The sequence below is a fragment of the Halalkalirubrum salinum genome (assembly GCF_005543295.1).
Classification (GTDB): Archaea; Halobacteriota; Halobacteria; order Halobacteriales; family Haloferacaceae; genus Halalkalirubrum; species Halalkalirubrum salinum.
The window spans coordinates 19,153-33,704 of record NZ_SRSG01000056.1; the positions used below are offsets into that span (position 1 = coordinate 19,153).

Annotated in this window: 12 protein-coding genes; 5 read left to right on the forward strand and 7 right to left on the reverse strand. The window is 60.2% G+C overall.

Features of this window, described 5'->3' with window-relative positions:
* Positions 1-88: 88 nt before the first annotated feature.
* The gene (locus tag E5K03_RS14155; protein WP_138007450.1) at positions 89-1,900 is read right to left on the reverse strand and encodes an aldehyde ferredoxin oxidoreductase family protein; all 1,812 of its coding nucleotides are present in this window, start codon (positions 1,898-1,900) and stop codon (positions 89-91) included.
* Positions 1,901-2,081: 181 nt separating this feature from the next.
* Positions 2,082-2,666: a hypothetical protein gene (locus E5K03_RS14160; protein ID WP_138007451.1), complete on the reverse strand. Its 585-nt coding sequence runs from the start codon at positions 2,664-2,666 to the stop codon at positions 2,082-2,084.
* Positions 2,667-2,916: 250 nt separating this feature from the next.
* Here E5K03_RS14160 and fdhF point away from each other — a divergent pair, with 250 nt between their 5' ends.
* Positions 2,917-5,046 carry a formate dehydrogenase subunit alpha gene (fdhF, locus tag E5K03_RS14165; RefSeq protein WP_138007452.1) on the forward strand — a complete coding sequence of 710 codons (2,130 nt, stop codon included), beginning with the start codon at positions 2,917-2,919 and terminating at the stop codon, positions 5,044-5,046.
* Between the two features lie 98 nt (positions 5,047-5,144).
* The gene (locus E5K03_RS14170) at positions 5,145-5,828 is read left to right on the forward strand and encodes a YqjF family protein (protein WP_138007453.1); all 684 of its coding nucleotides are present in this window, start codon (positions 5,145-5,147) and stop codon (positions 5,826-5,828) included.
* A 50-nt stretch (positions 5,829-5,878) separates the two neighbouring features.
* Here the strand turns inward: E5K03_RS14170 and E5K03_RS14175 are convergent, their stop codons facing one another.
* Positions 5,879-6,997, reverse strand: a complete 1,119-nt coding sequence (locus tag E5K03_RS14175; RefSeq protein ID WP_138007454.1) for a pyridoxal phosphate-dependent aminotransferase — start codon at positions 6,995-6,997, stop codon at positions 5,879-5,881.
* Positions 6,998-7,194: 197 nt separating this feature from the next.
* On the opposite strand from E5K03_RS14175, the gene kynU reads away from it, so the two are divergent.
* Together kynU and E5K03_RS14185 are read left to right on the forward strand one after the other, a co-directional pair.
* Positions 7,195-8,508: a kynureninase gene (gene kynU / locus E5K03_RS14180; RefSeq protein WP_138007455.1), complete on the forward strand. Its 1,314-nt coding sequence runs from the start codon at positions 7,195-7,197 to the stop codon at positions 8,506-8,508.
* 39 nt (positions 8,509-8,547) lie between these two features.
* The gene (locus tag E5K03_RS14185; RefSeq protein WP_138007456.1) at positions 8,548-9,048 is read left to right on the forward strand and encodes a hypothetical protein; all 501 of its coding nucleotides are present in this window, start codon (positions 8,548-8,550) and stop codon (positions 9,046-9,048) included.
* A 26-nt stretch (positions 9,049-9,074) separates the two neighbouring features.
* Here the strand turns inward: E5K03_RS14185 and E5K03_RS14190 are convergent, their stop codons facing one another.
* Positions 9,075-10,376 carry a hypothetical protein gene (locus E5K03_RS14190; RefSeq protein ID WP_138007457.1) on the reverse strand — a complete coding sequence of 434 codons (1,302 nt, stop codon included), beginning with the start codon at positions 10,374-10,376 and terminating at the stop codon, positions 9,075-9,077.
* Positions 10,377-10,835: 459 nt separating this feature from the next.
* Here E5K03_RS14190 and E5K03_RS17320 point away from each other — a divergent pair, with 459 nt between their 5' ends.
* The gene (locus E5K03_RS17320; RefSeq protein ID WP_171006706.1) at positions 10,836-10,982 is read left to right on the forward strand and encodes a hypothetical protein; all 147 of its coding nucleotides are present in this window, start codon (positions 10,836-10,838) and stop codon (positions 10,980-10,982) included.
* Between the two features lie 69 nt (positions 10,983-11,051).
* Here the strand turns inward: E5K03_RS17320 and E5K03_RS14195 are convergent, their stop codons facing one another.
* From E5K03_RS14195 to E5K03_RS14205, 3 genes are all read right to left on the reverse strand, one after another.
* Complete coding sequence (locus E5K03_RS14195; protein ID WP_138007478.1) at positions 11,052-12,251, reverse strand: MFS transporter; 1,200 nt, start codon at positions 12,249-12,251, stop codon at positions 11,052-11,054.
* Positions 12,252-12,351: 100 nt separating this feature from the next.
* Positions 12,352-13,875, reverse strand: a complete 1,524-nt coding sequence (locus E5K03_RS14200) for an MATE family efflux transporter (protein WP_138007458.1) — start codon at positions 13,873-13,875, stop codon at positions 12,352-12,354.
* The gene (locus E5K03_RS14205; RefSeq protein ID WP_138007459.1) at positions 13,875-14,480 is read right to left on the reverse strand and encodes a TetR family transcriptional regulator C-terminal domain-containing protein; all 606 of its coding nucleotides are present in this window, start codon (positions 14,478-14,480) and stop codon (positions 13,875-13,877) included. Before E5K03_RS14205 ends, E5K03_RS14200 begins: the two co-directional genes overlap by 1 nt.
* Between the last annotated feature and the right edge of the window lie 72 nt (positions 14,481-14,552).

Sequence of the window (14,552 nt, forward strand, 5' to 3'; positions counted from 1 at the left end):
CGATATTTGGTACTATAATTAACTTGTTGTTATCACTCAGTATTTTTTATTAGTAATTAGCAAACAAAACCGCCGAAATTGGTCGGTGTTATCGTCGGGCCGAGACTGGCGAGTCATCGATCGGGGTAGCCGAATCCACCACTTTACCGAGTCCGAGTCGATCGAGGGTTTCGGGTGTTGGGAGGCCATTCGGTCCCCATCCGCGGGCGGCGTAGTAGGCATCTAACAGCGTGTCGAAGTGATTGGGATCGATTGCGGGACGATCTGTGCCGGTAGCGGGTTCCCGAAGTGGAGCGGGTAGGCGATCCTGCCGGCGGTCAAACCCTTCGCGAGCATTAAATAGCCGAACGAGCGTCCAGATCCGCTCGCCGACGCGGGTGAGTTCCTCGGTTGTATACGAGCGGCCGATCGCCTCGAGCCACTCACTCCCGAGGGTATCCCACATCGCTTCCCCGACGAAGTCGTCGATCACGAGGCTCCACAGCGTCGATCGAACCGTCTGTGCACCCACGACCGTCTCGACCCGATCGGCGATTGACCAGTCGGTTCCCGCAAACGCCTCGGTTTCGATTGGCCTGGCTCGACGGTGACACGCACCGCGATCGCTTGTCGCGTACGCGAGTGCCATCCCCGCGGTTCCGCGCGGATCGTACGAGGGCAACGCCATTGATTTGATCGTCGGGATGAACGAGTCTCCGCCGTAGGTCTCGCCGGCAGCGGCGACCCCGTCGGCAAGTACCGCTGGCAGGTCAGCTGGCCATGAATCTGCCCCCGCAGTATCGCGGACGGCGATCGCCCCAAGCAGCTGTTTTGCCGCGTCCACATCGCCAAATGAAAGCCTCGCATCGATAAGGTCGTCGTCGGCAGCACGGATCGCCCAAGCAACCGCGTTGCCGGCGTCGATCACGTCCATGCCGAGGCGATCACAGGCCTCCCCAAGCGTCGCTACTCCGTCGAGATCCGTGATTCCCAATCCCGCGCCGAGCGTCATCGGTGCAGCGCCTCGCAACACGACCGAACCATCGTGAGTTTCGACGTAGAAGTCGCCGGGAATCGCCTCGTCACCGTCCTCGCGCGAACTGGCTTCGGCTTTGATCGCCTCAATGCCAATATCGTCGATCGCCTCGAAGCGATCGCGTTGCCACCCCTCAGTTGCGAGGTGGCCAACCTCGTTGGCGAAGTCGACGCTCTCCATGGTTCCCGCGGCGGCCTGCCACTTGCCGGTGTCGTGGTCGACGTATTCGGCCGTCAGCCGATCGTGGAGTCGTTCAATTTCCGGTGGGATCACCGGTGGCCCGTCGGCAGCGACGACCGCTTTGAGCCGTTTGCTCCCCATTACTGCTCCTGCGCCCCCGCGGCCGGCGTGGTGATCACCGCCGTCAGAGGCGATCGTTGCGTATACAACCCCGTGTTCGCCAGCCGGACCGATACACGCCGTTGCGGCGTCTGTATACGCCTCGTCTGTCTCGACGGTGTCTAGCCCCCATGTCTCGGCGGGTTCAATTCGCGCATCACCATTGGAGACGACGATTTTGACTGGCTCATCTGCTTTGCCGGTGACGAACAGCGCGAGACAATCTTGCAGTGACCCTGCGAGCCGATCGGGAAACGACCCACCGCTGTAGGAATCGAGGAACGTCCCCGTCAAGGGAGATTTGGTGACAACCGCGTACCGCGACTGTCCGGGCAGGTAACCAGATAGCGGTCCCAAAACAAAGCCGATAACGTTCGCTGGGCTCTGTGGATTCGTCTCAGGAGCGAGGTGTTCGTACAGATAGCGCGCGCCGAGACCTTTGCCGCCGAGATAGTCTCGGAGCCACCGCTCGGGGAGCTCGATCCGATCGACGCTGCCGGTCGTCAGATCGATCGACAACACGTGGTCGCGGCGGGGATCGTCCATTGGGGACACCGTAACCGTTCGGCGGTGTTGAGCGTTTTGATCCGGACAGTTGCTCCCTTCAGTCGATTCACTATGAGAAAATACCGATTATACGATGATACAACGAGCCTGCTGAGACCACAACAAGTCAACTATCCGAATAATTACACAGAATGAGCCTGCTTAGCTGCCCGTCGTTGGCTCACTCCGCTTCGAACCGATCGACCCAGCACCGCCAGATTGCCATATAACACTCCCACAGCGATCGGTCGTATCGATCAGCCAGCGATCGAACCGCCGCGAGGTAGTCCGCGTACGCCGCCGCGTCGAGTTCTTCGTCCGGATACGGGTCTGAAAGTTCGGTCAGCGCAGCAACAACGGTCCACTCGCGGTCCCCAACCACAACGTACTCCTCAGGTGATATAAATTGGAGGAAGGCAGTTGCGATCTCCATGTCGACGGCTGGAAGCCCGGTGAGGTGCTCGATCGCCGAAGCGGTGTTTTCGGCCGCCACAGCGTCGACAGCGTCGAGAATTGTTGTTCGCATCGTTCGGAAGCCGGTTTCGGCGAACGCTTCCTCCGCCTTCCGTCGATCGCGATGCGGGTACGCCCCGAGGTACCGACGGAAGTACCACCGGACGATCCACTCGGCGTCTCGCGGCCCGAAATCGTCGTTTTTGAACGCATCCGGCGTCGTCTCGATCGACTGCTGTTCGACTGCGTACAGCGGCTCCATTTCGCGATATTCCTCGATATAGCGATCGAAGTCAGCCTGCGTAAGATCCATACACTATGTATACACTCATGCGGGAAAGAATGCTCCTTCGTGCGGGCTGGTGTATCCGAGACCGAGCAACTGAGCGTGGTCTGTGAATGGTTCATACACACGAGCGTGGTCTGTGGGTGGTTCATACACACGAGCGCAGTCTGGAAGTTTCTCGATTCCAAGAATTGTCAGGAATGTTGCTTATCGACACATTCATACACAGTGGCTCGCAATCGTTGTCATATGAACGTGTCAAACACAGGTGATTCACATGTCTAGTGAGGAACCAGTAAAGACGATCTGCCCATACTGCGGTGTCGGCTGTGGGATTCAGGTCAAACAGGGCGAAGAACCCGGCGACGTGCAGTTCATGCCGTGGGGTGACGCACCCGTCAACGAGGGTCGAATCTGCATCAAAGGCGGCGCGGCGACGCAAGTCGTCGACCACGAGGATCGACTGACCGATCCACTGATCAAAGAAGACGGCGAGTTCCGCGAGGCCACGTGGGAGGAGGCTTACGAGATGATCGTCTCAGAGATGAGCCGCATCCGCGATGAGTACAACCCCGACGCGATGGGCTTTTTCGGGTCCTCAAAGACGATGAACGAGGAGAACTACCTCCTGCAGAAACTCGCCCGACGCTACGGCACCAACAACGTCGACAACTGCACCCGAATGTGTCACGCCTCGACCGTCTGGGCGCTGCGGACGAGCCTCGGCGCGGGTGCGATGACAAACAGCATGGAAGACCTCGAGGAGGCTGCTGACGTCTTCTGGATCCAGGGCGCAAACCCCGGCGAGCAGCACCCGATCGCCAACAGCCAGTACTTCCGACAGGCAGTACTGGAGGGCGCAACGGTCATTCAGGTCGATCCGCACGCGAACAAAACGACCCGATCGTTCAAGATCGACGAGACCGATCGACACATGCATCTCCAGCTCAAGCCGGGAACCGACATCCCGCTTCTCAACATCGTCATCAAGACGATCCTCGAACGCCACGAGGAAGAACCCGAGAAGGGCTGGATCGACGAGGAGTTCATCGAAGCGCGCACTGAAGGCTTTGAACACCTCAAAGAGACGCTCGAAGACTTCGACAAGGAAGCCGCCGCCGAAGAGTGCGGCGTCCCGCTCGAAGATATCGAACTCGCCGCCGAAAAGTACGCAATGGCGAACAACTCGGCCATCTTCACCGGTATGGGGATGAGCCAGCACACCTGCGGCGTCGACAACGTCCAAAATGAGATCAATCTCGCGTTGATCACCGGGAACCTTGGCCGACCAGGGACGGGCGTCAACCCGCTCCGCGGACAGAACAACGTCCAGGGAACCTGCGACGTCGGTGCGATGCCGAACGTTCTGCCGGGCTATCAGCTAGTCGACGACGACGAGGCCCGCAAATCCGTCGAAGAAGTATGGGGATTCGAGATTCCCGACGAGCCTGGCCTCACCAACGTGGAGATTTCCCACGAAGCCGGCAAGTCGATCCAGGGGCTATTCATCATGGGCGAAAACCCTGTGATGAGCGAGCCTGACGGCAATCAGGTCGAAAAGCGCCTCGAAGAGCTCGAGTTCATCGCCGTCCAGGACATCTTCATGACGGAAACCGCGAAGTTCGCGGACGTGATCCTGCCTGCAACCACGTGGGCCGAGCGCGGCGGCACTGTCACGAACACCGATCGCCGCGTCCAGCGAATGCGTGGGGTGGATAAGGTTCACGAGAACACGAAACACGATCTCGATATCCTGATGGAGATCGGGAGCCGCCTCTTCGAAGAAGAGAAATTCCGCTTCGAGGACGTTGAAGACGTCTTCGAGGAACTCAGACAGGTCTGTCCGAGCTACCACGGCATGACCTATGACTCTCTTGGCGAGGAGGGCATCCACTGGCCGTGTTACGAACCCGGCGACGAAGGTGACCTGTTCCTCTACGAGGACGGATTCGAAACCGAGAGCGGACTCGGCCAGATCGAAGGTGTTCGCCACCAGCCGCCAGCAGAGGTTCCGGACGAAGAGTACCCGCTCTTGCTCACGACCGGGCGTCTCGAAGAGCACTACAACACCGGCACCATGAGCCGTCGATCGCCGACGCTGAACCGCCAGCAACCGGAGAACTTCGTCGACGTTCACCCGACCGACGCAGAGCACTACGGCATTGAGGACGGCGACATGGTGACGCTGAAGTCCCGCCGCGGGGCGATCGAAGTCAAAGCCCAGGTGACAGAAGACACGAAAGAGGGTGTCGTCTGGACCACGCCGCACTTTGCCGCCGCGTCGGCGAACCGGCTCACCAACGACGTGCTCGACGACCGGGCGAAGATTCCCGAGTACAAAGCTGCTGCGGCTGAAATCGCCATTACAGTCGGCGACGGCTCGGCGGCCGAGCCTGCAGACGACTGATTGACGCTGCTCGGAGAACTCCTCGGACCCGCCCAACCGACGCAATTTTTTGCCGATAGAACGCGCGAATCAAGAGGCCACAGCCCGTATTTTCAGCTGTGTTGGGTTCTTCGATCCTCCGGATGCAGTGGCGGGATGGACTGTTCGCTCACTGGCCGATCGCGCCCGAACTGGTCAGCGACCGCCTTCCCGATCGACTTTCGGTTCGGACCTATGATGGCGACGCCTGGCTGGGAATCGTCCCGTTCGAGATGGCCGAAATTGGCGTCCGTGGGGTGCCGATCGGGCGATCGTTCCCCGAACTGAATCTCCGGACGTACGTCGAGGGGCCACGAGGGCCCGGCGTCTACTTTTTTAATCTTGATGCGGACGATCGGCTCAGCGTCGCGCTCGCCCGTCGGCTCTTTGCGCTACCGTACTACGCCGCGGAGATGTCGATGGTTCGCGACGGCGAGATGGTGACGATCGCCAGCCGTCGGACACACGACGGCGTCCCGCCGGCACGATTCCGTGCAGAGTACCGACCGACAAGCGAGGTCTATCGCGCTGAACCGGGATCGCTCGCGGCGTTTCTCGTCGAGAACTATCGATTCTACGCCGCGGGCAATCGGCTGTACTACGGTGAGATCGACCACGAGCCGTGGCCGCTGCAGGACGGCGAGATCGAGATTCGATCGAACACCCTGTTTGAAGCTGAAGGATTCGAGGAACCTGCGGGCGAGCCGATCGTCCACTATAGTCGATCGCTAGATGTGACTGCCGATCGGCTGCGGGTCGCCTAACCGTGGCCGAGACGAATCACACCGCTTTCGCCTATCTCGGCTGAACCGAATCACAACGCTTCGATCGCCTCGCCCATAATCGCGATCGCCTCGCGTAACTCTTCCTCGTCAGTGGCGTAGGAGATCCGCGCGTAGCCCGTGCCGTGGTCGCCAAAGGCCGCTCCGGGGACGACGATGACGCCGCGATCGATGCACTCGTCGACAAATCCCTCGGGAACCTCGGGCATCGCGTAGAAGGCTCCCTGTGGCGTTGGTACGTGGATCCCGTGTGATTCGAGTCCCTCAAGCAGAATGTCCCGGCGGCGCTCGAAGGAGTCGGTCATCTCGCCGACGATGTCCTGTGGTCCAGTCAGGGCAGCCTCAGCCGCATACTGTGCTGGTGCACTGGCACAGGCTTGTGCGTACTGGTGAACTCGGAGCATCCGCTCGACGCGAGGCTCAGCGCCGTACACCCAGCCGAGCCGCCAGCCGGTCATCGAGTACAGTTTCGACGCGGAGTTGACCACGACAACGTTGTCGCTGTCGGCAAACTCGATCGGCGAGTAGTGTTCGCCCTCGAAGACGGTGTACTCGTAGACTTCGTCGGAGACACAGAGGACGTCGTGTTCGTCTGCGATCCGTGCGAACCCTTCAATGTCTTCTTTCGGTGAGACTGCGCCGGTCGGATTGCCGGGGCTGTTGACTACGAACGCCGCCGTGTTCTCTGTGATCGCCGCCTCGATCGCTTCGGGGTCGATCGTCAGGTCATCCCGAAGTGGAACTGGAACCGGTTCACCGCCAGCGAGTTTCGTGAGCGCGTCGTAGGAGACGAACCCCGGATCGGGGATAATGACCTCCTCACCGGCATCGACGTGTGCTTCGAGCGCGATGTGCAGTGCCTCGCTGCCGCCAGCAGTGGCGATCACGTTCGACGGATTGAGATCGATTCCCTGATCCGCCTCGTGTTTCGCGGCGATCGCTTCTCTGAGCGATTCGATGCCTTTGTTTTCTGTGTATTCGTCTGCAAGCCCCGAGTCGATCGCGTCGATCGCCGCCTGTCTGGCGTGTTCGGGGGTCTGAAAGTCCGGCTGGCCCAACCCGAGGTTGATCGCATCCTCGCCGGCTGCTTCGAAGACTTCTCGAATACCGCTGATCGAAATCCGCTCGACCCGAGCGGAGAATCCTGTCATACGTGTACTCCCGGTTTCCGCGGCGATAGTTCTTACCGTGTCAGCGCTTCGGCAAGCGAATACCAGCAAAATCGTTAGCGTCCGCCTACCGGTCCCGTTGCTTACGATGATCGGAGTATCCGAGTGAACTGCAATGAGTGGGCATCTCGGAGGAGTAACAGAGTAACACGTTTGACTCTAGGCCGCGCGTTTTGTGTATGGGCAATCGAGAGGACCACACCGGCCCGTACACTCGACACGGTGCAATTGACCGCGACGACGCCGACGAACTCGCGTCGTTCCGCGATCGGTTTCACATCCCCGACGAGGAACAGTACATGGACGGTAACTCGCTTGGGTTGCTCTCTGAAGACGCCGAAGAAACGCTCGATCGGGTCGTCGACGAGTGGCGCACCAAGGCGATTCGCGGCTGGACCGACACGGACCCGTCGTGGTTTACCTACGGCGAATACCTCGGCGATCGGCTCGCGCCGCTTGTGGGCGCAGAACCCGAGGAAGTTGTCGTCGCCAATTCGACAACGGTGAACATCCACACCCTGATCGGCACGTTCATCGACGAGATCCGCCGTAAGGACGGTCCGGACGCGGAGCCGGCCGTCTTGGTCAACGAACTCGACTTTCCAACGGATCACTACGCGATCGCGGCCCAACTGCGCCAGCGTGGGATCAACCCCGACGAGAAGCTTCGACGCGTCGAGAGCGCGGATGGCCGGACAATCGAAACCGACGCGATTGTCGAGGCGATCGAGTCCAACCCGGACGTGGGGATTGTCTTCATGCCGGGCGTGCTGTATCGCAGCGGGCAGCTTTTGGACATTGAAACAATTACCCAGGCCGCACACGACCATGGCGCGTACGCGGGCTTCGACTGTGCGCACTCGATCGGCGTCGTCCCCCACGACTTCTCGGGCCACGGCGTCGACTTCGCGGTCTGGTGTACGTACAAGTATCTCAACGCAGGACCAGGTTCGCTCGCGGGGCTCTACGTTAACAAGACGCACTTTGGCACCGAACCAGCGCTCGCCGGCTGGTGGGGCCACGAGAAGGCGACACAGTTCGAGATGAACCAGACGTTTACGCCCGCCGGGGACGCCGGCGCGTGGCAGATCGGAACTGTCTCAATGCTTTCGGCGGCCCCACTCGAAGGATCGCTGTCGATACTTGAGGAAGCGGGAATCGATCGAATCCGTGAAAAATCGATCGCGCTCACTGATTACCTCATAGAACTCGTCGACGAACGTCTCGGTCAGGCGTTTTCGATCGGGACACCAAGGGAACTCGATCGTCGAGGTGGCCACGTCGCGATCGAACACCCCGAGGCGGCGGCGCTGGCTACTGTGTTGCGCGACCGGGGCGTGATCGTTGACTTCCGGCCACCGAACGTCGTTCGCGTCTGTCCGTCGCCGCTGTGTACCCGGTTCGTCGACGTGTGGGACGTTGTCGAAGAGATCCGATTGATTACGACCGAGGAGTCACTGTCTGAGATCCAAACGCCCGATGGCGTAACCTGAAAAGAAACCCTCAGGTGCCCGCCGTCCTAATCAACGGCAATGAACGTCTCCGGGCTTCGATACCTGGCCGCCGGGCTGTTGTTGGCCGTGGCAGCGACCCATCTGTACTGGGGATTCCCGCGGCTCGTCACCCAGATCCAGATCGGCATCGTCCACGATCCGCGTCCCCCGGTATTCGTGCTGTCGGGAACCGCGATCGTTCTCGGAATCGCACGGGTGCTCGACGGGGCGAATCCTCGGCCGCTGTACCTGGTTGGGATCGCGCTCATGCTCGGCTACATCGCCGGCTACGCCGCGTGGCACACCGTGTTGGGTCACGGTGCGTTCTGGCCGTGGGGACTCGGCGGCGACGGCCTCCACTACGACATGGGGTTCATCGAATTGATGATCACGCATCTGTCGGTGGAGACGACTGCCGCAATTTCGAAGGTATTTGAGATTGCGGCGGCAATCGTTCTCTCGATTTTGTACATATTTGACGACGAGCCGACCGAAACAAGCCCCCCGATACCCCCGCAAAAAGACGGTTACGAGGGCTGATCTGGCCGTCTGAGTTGATCGCCTGATTATTCGAGCGCGTCGATCGCCTGGGCGACTGCATCGTTGGTTACCGTTGCTCTTGCGTCGGCGATCGCATATTCAGCGATCGACCAGAGTGCTGCACGCTCGACACTACGGTCGGCGTGTCTCTCGATTGTGTCGTCACCGCGGTGGATCGAACTGATCGCCGCTGACAGCTGTGGTTCAAGAAGATACTGCGAGCCGGTATCGGCCGTCGCCCGCGCATCCTCGATCGATTCAACCGCGCTGATTTTTGCGTCCTCAACCGCTGTTTCGTCCTCGGGGCGGCCAAGTCCACCCTCCTCGACAACCGTTCGGAGTCGATCGACCATCTGGAGATCACAGAGCGCGTCCAGCGCTGTGGTGAACCCCTGTGCGCTCTCTGGATCGTTGTCGCGATACCGATCTACAGAGCTCTGGACCAGTCTCAGTACCTGTTCGCCGGCCGGTGCTCTTGGAGTGCTATCCGTCTCAGCGTCGAACAGCGTATGCCTGTTCGGATCGTCGGGAATGGTCTCGACCCGAGTAGTGATCTCTTCGTCCATAGCGTCGATCGCCTGCTCGATCGCCTCTCCGAAGGGTTCTGGATCGTGGACGGATTCGCGATGTCTCTCAAGGAGGTGCATCGCATCGTTGGTCGCAGCCCGTACAAACCCGGTCCGTCCAGAGAGTTCTCCGACTGCCTCGACCGTCGAGACAGTCGAGGGCGGTTCAGGCCGATCGAGCGCTCGGATTGCGGCTGCCAGCCGACGTTCGATCCGATCGTAAATGGGTATTGCCTCATGAGGATCGCGCCCCTCGACAGTGAGTGATTCGGCCCGCCCGGCTGCTCGCTCACGGAGCTCTGTTAGCCCAGGAGTGATCTCCGCTCGAGTCAACTCGCCGCGGGCTGCACGATACGCGCCGTTCGCTTCTTCGCTATCGCTGCGAGCGCCCCGTAGCGGTCCCAAACGGCCGATATTCGTTTCTTCATCGTCGGCGCGATTGAGTTTTTGACGTGTGTCCTCGCGTTCGTTGTCAATATACTGTCGAACCGCCTCGTTTGGGATCTCGGTCTCGAGCGCCGACGGAATCTCTTCGAGAAGTGACTCGACCCGATCGACCTCGCGTTCGACGTACGCCGCGTCGACTTCGATGGGGAACGGCTCAGCCCGTGCGGGTACGTCCATCGCGGCGATTTCCCTCAGATCCCTGGCTTCTGCGTCGATCGGCTCGGGACCGTCGTCGAACAGACAGCCGGCGATTGACGCACCAACAGCGGTTCCGATCGTCCTGAGCAATCGACGGCGGGACAGTTCTCCACTCATTGGCCGTCCTCCTCGTCACTCGCGAAATGTTCCGATGGCAACCGACAACTTCCACTGATGCCGACGCCGCTCCCAGAATCGGTATCAAGCGTTACCGGGACAGAAATGGCCGTTATTTGGGTTTGTTGCTCCTCACTGGAACACTCGACAGATGACTCGCGCATCGTTTCACAGAACTGGACGCCAAGGCGATCCTCCGCTCGCCACTCCACGTACTGGGGTGCGTGGTGGTAACACGCTGATACCGCGGTTTCGACGACGAGGCCGGTTTGAGAGCCGTACTCGATTGAACGGAGAAACTCGGTCGGTACGTCGCCGTCGATCGGTTCGTCGCTGAATTCGAGCTTGTCGACGTCAGCTGCTGACAGGACGTAAACAAATCTGCGTGGTTCGTCCGCATCGGCAGTGCCGAGAACATCTGCCCCGTCGAATCGAACAGTTTCGAACTCGATGTCGGTGATGACGTCATCCGGCTCGGGCGGGACTGACGTGCTCGCCTCATCGGAGCCTGAACACCCCGCAAGTGTGGCGATCGCGACGGTCAGCGCCGGGACGCTCGACGCGTGTGGAGGGCCATATTCAGCATACTTGCCGACACTTTATTGATTTTGTGTTGGTTCTCCCATCCAGAACAGCTGAAGCGACGTTTTGTCAGTTCTGTTCAACCCGAGAGTATCAGTCGGCGTTGACCAGATCGGTGTTCGGGAGCGCTGAGCCGGTTTCGCGTCGAACACCAGCTACAAGCGCGATTCCGGCGAGTACCGGGACCACCGCGCATGCGGCGTACACGGGCGCGAAGCCGATCGCGTCGATCGCCGGCAGCGTCAACACGGGACCGAAGCCGCCACCGAGATCGCCGAAGACATTGTTTGTGCCCATCGCTCGGCCCATTCGATCGTCCGGCGTCAGATCCGCCAAGAGCGCGATCAGCGGCCCGCTCGTGCCCCCCTGGCCGGCTCCGATCAGTAGGCAAGCGATCGTCAGGGCGTAGAAATCCGCACTCACCGTGAGGATGAGAAAGCCAACGAAGGAGATGCCTATAAACGCGAGCAGCGTCGGTACCCGCGAGTCGAAGCGATCCGAGAGCACGCCGCCAATGATCATGAACACCGACGCCGAAAGCACTGTAATTGCCATGAATACGCCGGAACTTCCCTGCGGCCCGAAGCCAAGCACTGCGATGTCGTACGCCTCTAAGAACAATACGAGCGAAGCGAAGAGCGCCCCAATGTACGCGAAGTACAGCCCGAAATTCACGAGGCCAACCGTGACAGCGGGAACAGTTAATTCGATGTCGAATGGGCTCACTGTTTCGTCCTCCTCGTCGACGTGAGTCTCCGGCACGGTAAAGAACGCAACGAGGCTCGCAAACAGCGCAAATCCGGCTGCGAGAATGAAGGCCTCGGAGATCCCGTACAGTTCGCTAACCACGCCGCCGAGGACCAGTCCACTTGGGAACCCGAGAGTGATCCCGCCACGGACGAGGCCCATGCTCGTTCCTCGGGCCTCGCGGTCGGCGATGTCAGCGACGATCGTGTACGCGGTTGCGAACACTAGCGCGCTCCCGACTCCCCAGAGAATCCGCGAGAAGAGAAACCACGCCGCGGGGGCGGCTGCGTGGACTGCGACAACGTATCCGAGCGTCGCGAGCCCTTCGATCGTTAGTCCGGCGACAAACGGCTTTCTGGTACCAAACCGATCGGTTAACACGCCAGCCGGTGCGTTCATGAACAGCCGCGTAAACCGGTTCGCACTCAGGATGATCCCGACCACGAAGGGGGTAATTCCGAGTATCGCGCCGAGATTCGGGAGGATCGGAAACACGACCCCACCACCAAACCCAACAAAAAACGTGCTCGCGACGACTGCGAGCATCACTGTTCGGGCGTTGGGAGGAGTGGTTGAACCGGTCGATTCAGTCGCTTGGATCGATTCCGTCGATTCGGGCCCAGTAGCTGATCGATCTGCGCTCATCTTAGCTTCCACCCGTCGTGTCCGTCGCCGTTTCACCAGCGGTCCGGTCCTCATTGGATCCAGTCGTCTCTGGGCCGTCGACAACTCGATTCATCCACGTGCCACGGAAGAACCAGATCGCCGTCGTGATCGCGCTCGCGACAAACGAGATTGCCACGGCGTACCACACACCCGTGATCCCGAGCGCGAACCACGTGAGCGCGGCGTAGGCGATCGGCAGCCGGAACAGCCACAACTCCTGCAGCGAGAAAATCATTGCCAGCCGCGTGCTCCCTGCCCCGCGGAATCCGCCGAGCATCACCTGGAAGACGCCCAAAAAGACGTACGCCGGCCCGGCGATCAAGATGTACGCTGCACCGATTTCGATCACAGCGCTCTGCTCACCTGTTGTCTCAATAAAGAACGCGACGATCGACTCGGCATACGGAATTGCAATCGCAAGCACAACAGCGAAGACCCCAATGATGAGCCCTGAACTGATGTACACCGCGCGCTTGGCGCGATCGAACTGCTTGGCCCCAATATTTTGTCCGACGACGGTCTCAGTCCCCCGGGCGAGACCCAGCGCGGGCAAAAACATGAGCGAAGAGAGCCGATTGACGATCCCGTAGGCGGCAACCGCTTGATCGCCGGCGATCGCGATGATCGCGGTCAAGAGCGCAATCCCGAGCGAGCGAAAGCCCTGTTCGGTGGCGATCGGTGCGCCGATATCGAAGATTTTCCGGACGGTCTTTCGTTTGAGCCACAGGTCTTCGAGCCGCGGTTGCAGTCCGACCCGGCCGCTGAAGAGGAGGTACAATCCCGCTACTGCAGCAAGTCCCCGAGCAATAACCGTCGCAACGGCTGCGCCGGTGACGCCGTAGCCTTCGAAACCGGTTGCGGCGTATAGGCCGTCGCCAAGCGCCTCCATGCCGATCCACGCGAAAATCGGGTTGTCGGCGAACCCGAGGATCAAGAACGGATCGATGACGACGTTGACCGCGGCGCTGACGGCCATCAGGTACAGTGGCGTACGCGTATCACCCCAACCGCGCGAGAGGGCATCGAAAATAAAGAACCAGAACATGAACAAGACACCGACAAAGATCACCCTCGTGTATTGCGTCGCGAGGGTGTGTGGAGCGCTGCCCGGTGCCGCGCCGATCAACGCGAGGAGCCACGGTGTCGCCACGTAACCGACGATCGCAAATCCGGCTGCGATGAGCGTCACAAACGAGAGCGTTTGTCCAGCGACGTGGTGTGAACGTTGAAAATCTCCTGCGCCCTTATTCTGGGAAACGAGGACGGTTCCGGCCACAGTGAGCCCGCCGCCGACGCTCACCATAAGAAAGACGATCGCCCACGAGTACGACAGCGCGGCAACCGCGTCCTCGCCAAGCCGACCAACCCAGTAGGTATCCGCCAGGTTGTATGCGACCTGTAACAACTGTGAGGCGACGATTGGCGCGGACAGGACGACCAGCGGCCCTGCGAGCTTCCCATCGGTCACGTTGACGGAACGATCGGTTCCGCCGGCGCGTGCCACTACTGACCACCCCTCTCGTTATCCTCAACGAACAGCCACGTCTCGAAGACATCGATGAGGTGATGACAGACGGCGTCCGTATACCAGTCGGTCCGGAGTGTGATCTGGCGGGTACGTGCGCCGTCAACGGTTGCGATGATCCACGCGGCTGTCGCCTCGACATCCACGTCGCGAAACGCACCTGATTCGATCCCCTCACGGAGAATCGATTCGACGGTGCCACGCAGCAACTCATCGCTCGCACGGAGCTGTTCGCTGAACGCCTCGTTGAACGCACCCTGTGCGCGTAACTCCAACAACGCAAGGTGAAACGCCGCTCGATCGTCTTCGTCGGGATCGATCACGAACCACTCGACGAACGACAGCAGTCGCTCTTCGGGTGGGGCGTCCACGGTCACCGCAATGCGCTCTTCGAAATCCGAGAGCAGGTGTTCGATGAACGATACCAACAGATCCGCTTTCGTGTCGTAGTGATAGTGTAACAGGGATTTTGATTTGCCGGCCCCATCGGCGATATCCGCCATCGTGAGCCCGACGTAGCCGCGATCGCAGAGGGCGTCGTAGGTCGCCTGCATGATCTCGTCGTGGGTCTCTTCACTTGTCATTTGGTCCTGACTGAACGGTCAGTCAGCGACGGTAATAGGGTTGTCGTTTGACGGTTACTCGATCGGAAAATG